The organism is Cupriavidus sp. FW305-F7, assembly GCF_058782875.1.
Genome location: NZ_JBYSYC010000043.1, coordinates 62,043 through 72,751, shown reverse-complemented (window position 1 = coordinate 72,751; position 10,709 = coordinate 62,043). Strand labels below are relative to the sequence as shown.

At 69.2% G+C, this 10,709-nt stretch carries 8 protein-coding genes; 3 read left to right on the top strand and 5 right to left on the bottom strand.

What is annotated here, in order from left to right; all coding sequences use genetic code 11:
• Positions 1 to 218: 218 nt before the first annotated feature.
• From AC3WL8_RS31060 to AC3WL8_RS31050, 3 genes are all read right to left on the bottom strand, one after another.
• Positions 219 to 1,394 (bottom strand): acetyl-CoA C-acetyltransferase, encoded by a 1,176-nt coding sequence (locus AC3WL8_RS31060; protein ID WP_013952394.1) that lies wholly within the window; start codon positions 1,392 to 1,394, stop codon positions 219 to 221.
• Between the two features lie 146 nt (positions 1,395 to 1,540).
• Positions 1,541 to 2,011, bottom strand: a complete 471-nt coding sequence (locus tag AC3WL8_RS31055) for a PaaI family thioesterase (protein ID WP_013952393.1) — start codon at positions 2,009 to 2,011, stop codon at positions 1,541 to 1,543.
• A 4-nt stretch (positions 2,012 to 2,015) separates the two neighbouring features.
• Positions 2,016 to 2,987: an NAD(P)H-dependent flavin oxidoreductase gene (locus AC3WL8_RS31050; RefSeq protein WP_013952392.1), complete on the bottom strand. Its 972-nt coding sequence runs from the start codon at positions 2,985 to 2,987 to the stop codon at positions 2,016 to 2,018.
• 228 nt (positions 2,988 to 3,215) lie between these two features.
• On the opposite strand from AC3WL8_RS31050, the gene AC3WL8_RS31045 reads away from it, so the two are divergent.
• Together AC3WL8_RS31045 and AC3WL8_RS31040 are read left to right on the top strand one after the other, a co-directional pair.
• Positions 3,216 to 4,091, top strand: a complete 876-nt coding sequence (locus AC3WL8_RS31045; RefSeq protein ID WP_013952391.1) for a crotonase/enoyl-CoA hydratase family protein — start codon at positions 3,216 to 3,218, stop codon at positions 4,089 to 4,091.
• A gap of 34 nt (positions 4,092 to 4,125) precedes the next feature.
• Entirely contained in the window at positions 4,126 to 4,797 is a 672-nt protein-coding gene (locus AC3WL8_RS31040) for a nitroreductase (RefSeq protein ID WP_013952390.1), read from the top strand.
• A gap of 39 nt (positions 4,798 to 4,836) precedes the next feature.
• Here AC3WL8_RS31040 and AC3WL8_RS31035 read toward each other — a convergent pair whose 3' ends face one another.
• Entirely contained in the window at positions 4,837 to 7,599 is a 2,763-nt protein-coding gene (locus AC3WL8_RS31035) for a winged helix-turn-helix domain-containing protein (protein WP_041228564.1), read from the bottom strand.
• Between the two features lie 154 nt (positions 7,600 to 7,753).
• Positions 7,754 to 9,301: an AMP-binding protein gene (locus AC3WL8_RS31030; protein ID WP_013952388.1), complete on the bottom strand. Its 1,548-nt coding sequence runs from the start codon at positions 9,299 to 9,301 to the stop codon at positions 7,754 to 7,756.
• A 255-nt stretch (positions 9,302 to 9,556) separates the two neighbouring features.
• Here AC3WL8_RS31030 and AC3WL8_RS31025 point away from each other — a divergent pair, with 255 nt between their 5' ends.
• Positions 9,557 to 10,708 (top strand): acyl-CoA dehydrogenase family protein, encoded by a 1,152-nt coding sequence (locus AC3WL8_RS31025; protein ID WP_211979726.1) that lies wholly within the window; start codon positions 9,557 to 9,559, stop codon positions 10,706 to 10,708.
• Position 10,709 lies beyond the last annotated feature (1 nt).

The following is a 10,709-nucleotide window of genomic DNA, read 5'->3' as shown; positions in this document are numbered from 1 at the left end:
CAAGTTAACAGCTCGACACCTTGTTTACAACCCCTGCAAAGAAAAATGCCGTTCAGACTTAACTGAACGGCATTAGCAATATCGCGGCCCTTTTTGTTCCAGCTGCTGGCGCGGGCACTCTGACATGCCCGCGCCGCCGGTCCTTCTCCCTTTACTACCTCTTGCTGCAGCAATCCTCGCGCGGCATCCCTGCGCGGCACGCCCCGGCTGCTACAGCTTTACAGACGCTCGACGATGGTCACGTTGGCGAGCCCGCCGCCTTCGCACATCGTCTGCAGGCCGTAGCGCTTGCCGTGCGTATGCAGCGCATGCACCAGCGTGGTCATCAGCTTGGCGCCCGAGCCGCCCAGCGGATGGCCCAGCGCGATCGCGCCGCCATGCACGTTCAGGCGCTCCGGATCGGCTCCGGTGGCCTTCAGCCAGGCCAGCGGCACCGGGGCGAAGGCTTCGTTGACTTCGAACAGGTCGATATCGCCGATGCGCAGGCCCGCCTTCTTCAGCGCGACTTCCGTGGCCGGCAGCGGCGCTTCCAGCATCACGACCGGATCATGGCCGATCACCGTCATGGTGTGCACGCGCGCCAGCGGCTTGACGCCGAGCTTCTTCAGTCCGGCCTCGTTGACCACCATCAGGCCGGCGGCGCCGTCGCAGATCTGGCTGGCGGAGGCAGCCGTCACGCGGCCGCCTTCGGCGATCAGCTTGACGCTGCCGATGCTTTCTAGCGTGGCGTCATAGCGGATGCCTTCGTCAGTGGTGTGCATTTCGCCGTTGGCACCGTCAGCCGTGCGCACTTCCACCGGCAGGATTTCGGCAGTGAAGCGGCCCGCCTTGGTGGCGGCGATGGCGCGCTGGTGGCTCTGCAGTGCGTAGGCATCCAGCTGCTCGCGCGACAGGTCATACTTGCGCGCGATCATTTCGGCGCCGGTGAACTGGCTGAACTGCACGCCGGGGTAGCGCGCCTCGACACCGGGGCTCTTGGGCACGCCGAAACCGTTCTTGGCCGGCAGCTGAGACGACAGGCCCATCGGCACGCGCGTCATGCTTTCCACGCCGGCGGCGATGACGATGTCCATCGCGCCCGACATCACTGCCTGCGCGGCAAAGTGCAGTGCCTGCTGCGACGAACCGCACTGGCGGTCCACCGAGGTGCCGGGCACGCTTTCAGGCAGGCGCGAGGCCAGGATGGCATTGCGCGCCACGTTGCCGGCCTGCTCGCCGACCTGGCTCACGCAGCCCATGATGACGTCTTCGACCAGCGCCGGGTCGGCGCCGGTGCGTTCCACCAGTGCGTCCAGCACCTGCGCGGCCAGGTCGGCCGGATGCCAGCCCGACAGCTTGCCGCCCTTGCGGCCGCCGGCAGTACGGACCGCCGCAACGATATATGCCTCTGCCATGTGATCTCCTTGGTTCGGTGCAGGCTGCCGGGGCAGCCATGGTGTTGTCCGGAGTGCCGGCATCTGGCGCCGGCAGTGTCGCTTTGCATTGTTGCGCCGCGGGTGGCGGCAAGCGTCGTCGGAAGCGACGAAGTTTGCCGCAGGCCTCAGGTGCGCGGCGCCAGCACTGCAAAGATGGCGGTCGCGCGCAGCAGGCAGCGCTCGCCGCTGACCAGCCGGCAGGTGCCGTAGCGCAGGCGCGAGCCGAGCTTGTCGAACTCCACGCGGGCCTCGACCCAGTCGCCCTGGCGCGCGGAATCCAGGTAGTCCAGGCTCAGGTTGACGGTCACCGCGCTTTTGGAGCGCCCGGTTTCCAGCGACATCATCATGCCGATGGCGGTATCGGCCAGCGTCGCCAGCATGCCGCCGTGCGGGATGCCCAGGTTGTTCAGGTGACTCTCGTCGATCCGCACCGCCAGCGTGCGGCGCCCGGCATGCAGGTAGAGCTGGCCGAAGCCCGCCATGTAGCCGCTCAGGCGGCGCAGCGGGGCGAAGCCCTCCGGCACGTCCCCGCCGGCAGCTTCGCCCGGCTCGGCGATGGCCTGGGTCATCGCCGCCTCGATCTCGGCCTCGGCCATGGCGTCAGGCAAAGAAGCGCGAGGCCACGCTGAGGTGCTCGCGGCAATCGGCCACCATGCGCGTGATCAGCTCTTCGCAGCTGGGTACGTCGTCGATCAGGCCCACGCACTGGCCGGCGCTGATGATGCCGCCGTCGGTCTCGCCCGCCTTGAGCGCCGCCTTGCCGCGCACGCCGGCAACCAGGTGCTTGACGTCCTCGAACTGCGCGCCACCCGGGCGGCGTTCAATGCTCACCACCTCGTCCGACACGGCGTTCTTGAGCACGCGCGCGGTGTTGTGCAGCGTGCGGAAGATCAGGTTGGTATCGCGCTCGCTGGCCTGCACCAGCGCCTTCTTGACGTTGTCGTGGATCGGCGCCTCGCGCGTGGCGCAGAAGCGCGTGCCCATGTTGACGCCCTCGGCGCCCAGCACCAGTGCCGCTGCCATGCCCCGTCCGTCGGCGATGCCGCCGGAGGCGATCACCGGGATCGACAGCTTGCGCACCGCCTGCGGGATCAGCACCATGCCGGGCACGTCGTCCTCGCCGGGGTGGCCGGCGCACTCGAAGCCGTCGATCGACACCGCGTCCACGCCCAGGCGCTCGGCCGACAGCGCATGGCGCACCGCCACGCACTTGTGGATCACCTTGATGCCGGCGGCCTTGGCGCGCGCGATATGTTCCTTGGGATTGTTGCCGGCGGTTTCCAGCACCTTGACGCCGCTCTCGATGATGACGTCGAGGTAGCGCGCGTACGGCGGCGGATTGATCGACGGCAGCAGGGTCAGGTTCACGCCGAACGGCTTGTCGGTCATCTCGCGGCAGCGGCGGATCTCGTTGGCCAGGTCCTCGGGCGTGGGTTGCGTCAGCGCCGTGAGGATGCCCAGCCCGCCGGCGTTGGAAACGGCGGAGGCCATCTCGGCGTAGCCAACCCATTGCATGCCACCCTGGATGATCGGGTAGCGGATGCCAAGCAGTTCGGTGATTCGTGTCTTCATGGATGTCCCTTTGCTGTCTGCGCCGGCAGGGCGCGCACGGTGTTACGGTATGGTCGTGGGTGTGCCGGTCCTGCCGCTTGATCCCCGTCAGTCTACGACCGAGCACCGATTTCCGGCCTCGTCGGAAGCGACGATTGCGGGCGGCGCATTCTGCACTAGTGTTGGGCGATCTCCCGTGCCGTCTTCCCCACCCCGGCACCCCTCCCCCTTTTCCCGGCAGGAGCCCTCATGACGCAAGCCACGCCTTCGTTCGAAACCCTGCGCTACGCCGTTGAAGACGGTGTCGCCACCATCACCCTGCACCGCCCGGACCAGCTCAATGCGTTCACCGCGCAGATGATGCATGAGCTGATCGCCGCGTTCGACGCCACCGATGCCGACGACAACGTGCGCGCCGTCATCGTCACCGGCTCGGGCCGCGCCTTCTGCGCCGGCGCCGACCTGTCCGGCGGCAGCGCCACCTTCGACTTCGAGAAGCGCTATGGCGCCAGCCCCGATACCGCGCACCGCGACGGCGGCGGGCGCGTGTCGCTGCGCATCTTCCGCAGCCTCAAGCCGGTGATCGCCGCGGTCAACGGCGCCGCGGTAGGCGTGGGCGTGACCATGCAGCTGCCGATGGATATCCGGCTGGCATCGACCGACGCCAAGTTCGGCTTTGTCTTTGCGCGCCGGGGTATCACGCCGGAAGCGGCGTCGTCGTGGTTCCTGTCGCGCGTGGTCGGCATCTCGACCGCGCTGGAATGGTGCTATACCGGCCGCGTGTTCTCCGCCCAGGAAGCGCATGAACGTGGCCTGGTGCGCTCACTGCACGCGCCCGAGGACCTGCTGCCTGCCGCCCAGGCCATTGCCCGCGAGATCGCCGCCAATGCCGCGCCAGTCTCGGTGGCGATCTCGCGCCAGCTGATCTGGCGCATGGCCGGCGCCAGCCACCCGATGGAAGCGCACAAGCTCGACAGCCGCGCGATCCAATCGCGCGGGCGCTCCGCCGACGTGAAGGAAGGCGTCAGCGCCTTCCTGGAGAAGCGTCCCGCCGCCTTCCCGGAAACCGTGTCGCACGACATGCCGGACTTCTTCGACTGGACCAGCGAGCCGCCCTTCATCTGAAGCGCGCCCGTCGATCAACCTTTCCGGAATTCGCATGAACGTCAGCCAAGCCGTCGCCAGCCGCAAGTCCGTCCGCGGCTTCCTGCCCCGGGCCGTTGCGCCCGACACCATCCGCCGCGTGCTCGACGCCGCCGCGCGCGCCCCCTCCGGGGGCAACCTGCAGCCCTGGCATATCCATGTCGTCGGCGGCGAGGCCCTGGAGGGGCTGCGCGCCATCATGCGCGAGCGCATCGCCCAGGCGCCCGCGGGTGACGAGCGCGAATACGACATCTACCCGCGCGAGCTGGTCTCGCCCTATCGCGACCGCCGCTTCCAGGTGGGCGAGGCGCTCTACCACTACCTCGGCATCCCGCGCGAGGACAAGGCGCGGCGGCTGGCGCAGTTTGCCAACAACTTCACCTTCTTCGGCGCGCCGCTGGCGCTGTTCTGCACCGTGGACCGCCGCATGGGTCCGCCGCAATGGTCGGACCTGGGCATGTACCTGCAGACGGTGATGCTGCTGCTGCGTGAAGAAGGGCTGGACAGCTGCGCGCAGGAATGCTGGGCGATGTACCCGCAGACCATCGGCAAGTTCCTGTCGCTGCCGGCCGAACGGATGCTGTTCACCGGCATGGCGATCGGCTACGAAGACCCCGAGGCGCCCGCCAACCAGCTGCGCGCCGTGCGCGCGCCGCTGGACGAATTCACGGAGTTCATGGGCATCTGAGCCGCAACCGCGCGCGCAGCCTTCGGCTGCGGCGCGGCCTCAGAGCAGCCCGAGCTGGCGCGCGATGGCCACTGCCTGGGTGCGGTTGCTGGCGTGCAGCTTGGCGCTGATATTGCGCAGGTGCGTGCGCACCGTGGTTTCGGACACGAACAGCCGCTCGGCCATGGCCACATTGGAATAGCCCTCGGCCAGCAGCTGCAGCACCTTCTGCTCCTTGGGCGTCAGCGGCTCAACCAGTGCGGCCGGTGCCGGCCGGCCCGCACCGGCGGCCTGCTCGCCCCCGGCCTGGCCGCAAGCCTGCAGCAGCTTTTCCACGTAGGGAGCAGGCAGGCTGGCCGACTGGCGCGAGCAGGCATCGGCCACCAGCCTGCGCACATCGTCGCCCTCGTCGGCAAAGATGCGGACAAAGCCTTCGGCAGCGCCGAAACGCAGCGCCTCGCCCATCACCACCAGCGCGTGCGCGCCGTCACCAGTGCGCTGGCACGCCTGCGCCAGCAGGATGCGCAGCTTGAGCGCGCGGCGCATCAGCTGGTTGCCCGCGGCAGCCGCCAGCTCGCGCTCGATGGCCTCGCGCACCGGCGTGCCCGGGCGCGCATACAGGTCCAGCCGCAGCCGGCCAAGGGTGATGTCCTCGACATCACTGGCAAAGGAGCTGACCCCGGGCCGCGTGCGCCACAGCGCCGGATCGGCGGCACGTTCGATCGCCTCCTGCGCCGCGTGGACATTGCCCTGGCGCAGTGCCAGCCGTGCGCGCTCCAGCATTGCCGCCATCACCAGCCGCGTCAGCCCGCGGTGGTGCCCCAGCGCCTCCAGTTGCGCCAGCCATTCATGCGCCTGGTCGGCTTCGCCGCGCTCGAAGGCAATGCGGGCCAGCACCGTGTGCCCGGTGATGATCTGGTCAGGCAGCCCGAGGTCGCGCGACAGCGGCAGGTAGACGTTGAGCAGGCGGCTGGCGCGCTCGGAATCACCGCTTTCGTACAGGCCTTCCGCCAGCAGGATGCCGGCCATGGCGTTGCCGTTGGTGGGCCCGAAGCGGTTCGGCAGCATCGTGCTGGCGGCGATGCGAAACCGTGCCAGCGCCTGCTGCAGCCGCCCCTGGCGCAGGTCGATCAGCCCTTCGACCGACTCCGAGAAGATCTTGTTGAAATTGCTGTCCGAGCCGCGCACCGCGTGCCGCGCCACCTGCAGCAGCCGGCGCGCCTCCGGGTAGTCGCCGGCGACTGCAGCCAGGCGCGCCATCGACGTGCCCAGGATCGCATCGGGGAAGGCATAGCCCATCGGCAACGGCGGCAGCTCATTGCGGGCGAAGGCGCGCGCATCGTCGAAGCGGTCCATCATGTTCAGCAGCATGTGGCGCAGCGCGCGGATATGCGCCAGCAGGTCGCCGGCCGCGCCCTCGGTGGGGATCTGCTGCAGCAGGGCAATGGCTTCGGCCGGGCCGCGCGTGAACGACACCGCCCAGACGCGTGCGATCTGCAGCTTGGGCCAGCGCGCCAGTTCTTCCGCCGGCACCGCCTCCAGCCAGCGCGTCAGCAGGCGCATGCGGCCCTGCGCCAGCAGGTCGTCCGCGGCGCCGTCCAGCAACGGCAGCGCGCGCGCCAGCGCACCGGCCGCGAAGGCATGCTCGATGGCGGGCACCGGGCGCCCCTGCGACTCATACCAGCGCGATGCCGACAGGTGCAGCTGCGGCACGGCGTCAGGCATGGCCTGCGCCAGCTGGCCGCGCAGGAAGCCGGAAAAGAGGCTGTGATAGCGGTACCACTGTTCCGATGCCGAACCGGAGCCACGTTCGCCATAGCGCTCGCTCTCCAGCGGCAGCAGGAACAGGTTGGCGCGCTCCAGCCACGCCAGGATCTCGTCGCTGCTGCCAGCGGTCGCGGGCTCGCACACGGCGTCGCACAGCGGCCCGCACAACTGGTCCAGGATCGACGTGCGCAGCAGGAAGTCACGCACCGGCTCGGGCAGGTGCAGGAATACGTCTTCGACCAGGTAGTCGGCGATCGCCGCGTTGGAGCCGGAGAAGCCGGCGATAAAGCCCTCTGGCTGGCTGCGCCGCTCCAGCGCCACCGACGCCAGCCACAATGCCGTGGCCCAGCCCTCGGTACGCCGGTGCAGCACGCTGATGGCCGCCTGCTCCAGCTTCAATCCGCGCGCATGGCGCAGGAAGGACGCGGTTTCGCCAGCGGAAAAGCGCAGTTGCGCGGGCTCGATCTCAAGCAGCTCGCCGCGTGCGCGCAAGCGGCCCAGGCCGGATTCCGGCACCCAGCGCGTGCCGATCACCACGCGGCAGCCGGGCGGCAGGCTTTCCACCAGTTGCCAGACCAGTCCGGTCACGGCGGCATTCTGGATCGCTTCGAAATCATCGAGGAACAGCGTGAAGGCGCCATTGTGGCTGGCCAGGCGGTCGATCAGCGCGAGCGCCTGCTCGCCGGGATCCTGGGCCAGCGCCCCGTGCGCGGACCGGCCGGGCCCGCCGCCGCCAAGGCCCTGCGCGATGGCAGCCTCGACCGAACCCAGGAAGCGCGAGGCATCATTGTCCGAACGGTCCAGCGTCAGCCAGGCGGTGCGCCCGCCCGCGGCCTCCAGCCGCGCGCGGCACTGGAGCATGGCCGTGGTCTTGCCGAAGCCCGCTGGTGCGCGCACCAGCACAAGCTTGACAAAGCCCGCCGCGCACACGGCCTCGCAGATCGCCGCGCGCTCGACCTGGAACGGGGTCAGCAGCGGCGGACGCAGTTTGGCCGCCAGCGATGCGGCGCCGGCGGGCGGCGGCGGGCGCCGGCCGGTCTCCTCGATACTTGCCATTGGCTGTTGTCGTCTCCCGCACATCGCTGCCGTTGCAGGCCGCGCGATGCGCCGCCCGCGCTGCGGATGCAGCCGGGCGGCCGTGGCTGTGATGTAACGGAGGATTATGACGTAAACCGCCGCACTGGCGAAAATGCGGGCGGCGGCAAGCGGCCTACACCAGTTTGTTGGCGTGGCCGGCCCAGTAGCGGTCGCGCAGTAGCCGCTTGAGCAGCTTGCCGGTCGGCAGGCGCGGCAGCTCGGACTCGAAGTCGACCGAGCGCGGGCACTTGATGGCCGACAGGCTGGCGCGGCAGAACGCGATCAGTTCCGCGGCCAGCTCGGGCCCGGCCTGGCCCATGTCGGCCGGCTGCACCACGGCCTTGACCTCTTCGCCGAAGTCCTCGTTGGGCACGCCGATCACGGCCACGTCCATCACCTTGGGATGCGTCATCAGCAGATTCTCGGCCTCCTGCGGGTAGATGTTGACGCCGCCGGAGATGATCATGTTGGCCTTGCGGTCGGTCAGGTACAGGTAGCCGTCCGCATCCGCGTAGCCGACATCGCCGATGGTGCTCCAGTCCGGCTGCTGCGGGTGGCGCGACTCCGCGGTCTTGGCCTCGTCATTGTGGTACGCAAAGGCGCGGCCTTCGGCAAAGTAGATCGTGCCCGATTCGCCCGGCGGCAGCAGCGCGCCGTCCGGTCCGCAGATGCGCAGCTTGCCGACCATGGCCCGGCCCACCGTGCCCTTGCGCTCCAGCCACTCCGGCGTGCTGACCACGGTCACGCCATTGCCTTCCGTCCCTGCGTAGTACTCCCAGATCACCGGTCCCCACCACGCGATCATGGCTTCCTTGACCTGCACCGGGCACGGCGCGGCCGCGTGGATCGCCACGCGCAGCGACGACACGTCATAGGCCTGCCGCTGCGCCTCGGGCAGCTTGAGCATGCGCGAGAACATCGTCGGCACCAGCTGCGTATGCGTGATGCGGTGCTGCTGCACCAGCTGCAGGTAGTGCTCGGCATCGAAATGCTCCATCACCACCGCGGTCCCGCCCAGCGCCTGCACGGTCATGTTGTAGCGCAGCGGCGCCGCGTGGTACAGCGGCGCGGGCGACAGGTAGCGCGTCTCGGCATCGAAGCCATAGAGCCGCTGGCACAGGCTGGTCAGGGTCGTGGGATCTTCGATATTCGCGCTCGACGGCGGCGCATACACCCCCTTCGGCCGGCCCGTGGTGCCGGACGAATACAGCATGTCGCCGCCGGTCACTTCGTCATCGATGCGCGTTGCCGGGCAGCGCGCCAGCGCGGTCTCGTACGCGTCATAGCCCGGCACGGTGCCATCCAGCATCAACCTGCCACGCAATGCCGGCGTCTGCCCGGCCAGGGCTGCCGCGACCTCGGCCTGCGCGTGCGTGGTGACCAGCAGCTTCGCGCCGCTGTCATTGATGATGTAGGCGGCATCGGCCACGTTCAGCCGCGTGCTCAGGCAGATATAGACAATGCCGCTGCGCTGCGCGCCCCAGCACAGTTCGAACAGGCGCGGATGATTCTCGATCATGAACGCCACGCGGTCACCGGGCTGCAGTCCCTGGCTGCGGAACAGATGGGCGACCTGGTTCGAGCGTTCGTCCAGTTCGCGGTAGGTGACGACTGCGCCGCTGCTGCCCATGATGACGGCTGGTTTGTCGGGCGTGCGCTGCGCGTGGATGTGCGGATGCATGGCGTTGAACTCCTCGACGGGTGTCGGTGTGTTGGCGGATGCCGATCCCGCATTCTCGGAACGTCGGCCGGTTCAACAATCGTCGGAAGCGACGAAGCGACACCGCCGCCGCTTTGCCGCAGTGCCGCAAAACAGGGCCGCGGGCGCGTCGGGACAGCTTCGTCCGATGCGACGATGCGCCACCGGGCGGCCTGGCACGATGATGCCCGCCAGACTACCGCAATCACGCCTCACCCCCATTCCAAAGGAGCCAAGGTGGATTTCCAGTTCAGCGAAGAACAGTCGATGCTGCGCGACACGCTCGCGCGTTACCTGGCCGACCACTATGATTTCGAAGCCCGCCGCGCTGCCGTGCAGTCCGCCGCGGGCTGGCGCCCGGATTGCTGGCGCGCATTCGCGCGCGAGCTCGGCATTCTCGGCGCGGCCTACCCCGAGACGCTGGGTGGCCTGGGCGGCGGCGCGGCCGAGCACATGATCGTGATGGAGCAGCTGGGCCGCCATCTGGTGCTGGAGCCCTACCTGGGCACCGTGGTGCTGGGCGGCGGCGCGCTGATGCACAGCAGCCCCGAGCTGGCCGCGCAGTGGGTGCCGGCCATCATCGGCGGCGAAGCCACCGCCGCCTGGGCCCACGCCGAACCCACCAGCCGCTATTGCCGCCACGACGTGCAGGCCAGCGCCGCGCGCCAGGGCAACGGCTACAAGCTGAGCGGGCACAAGCGGGCCGTGGTCGGCGCGCCGTTCGCCACCCACCTGGTGGTCAGCGCCCGCACCTCCGGCGCGCGCCGCGACCGGGACGGCATCAGCCTGTTCTGGATTGCACGCGACACGCCGGGCGTGACGCTGCGCGAGTACCCGACCTTCGACGGCCTGCGCGCCGCCGAGGTGCTGCTCGACAACGTGCAGGTGCCAGCCAGCCAGCGCATCGGCGCGGAAGGCGAAGCCTTTGCGCTGATCGAACAACTGTGCGACGAAGCCATGGTCGCGCTCTCTGCCGAAGCCAATGGCGCCATGGCCCGCATGCTGGCCGACACCATCGACTATGCGCGCCAGCGCAAGCAGTTCGGCGTGCCGATCGGCACCTTCCAGGTACTGCAGCACCGCATGGCCGACATGTACATGCAGCTGGAGCAATCCGTGGCGCTGACCCAGGTGGCGGCGATGCAGGCCGCCAGCGCACCGCAGGCACGCGCCCAGGCGGCGTGCGCGGCCAAGATCCAGGCCGGCCAGGCCGGTGCCTTTGTCGGCCAGGCGGCGGTGCAGATCCACGGCGGCATGGGCGTCACCGAAGAGCTGGCCGTGGGCCACTACTTCAAGCGCGTCACCGCGATCGACCTGCAGCTGGGCTCGGCCGAGCACCACCTGCGCCGCTACGCCGACCTGCTCTACCCCGCCCAGGCCGCGGCCTGAA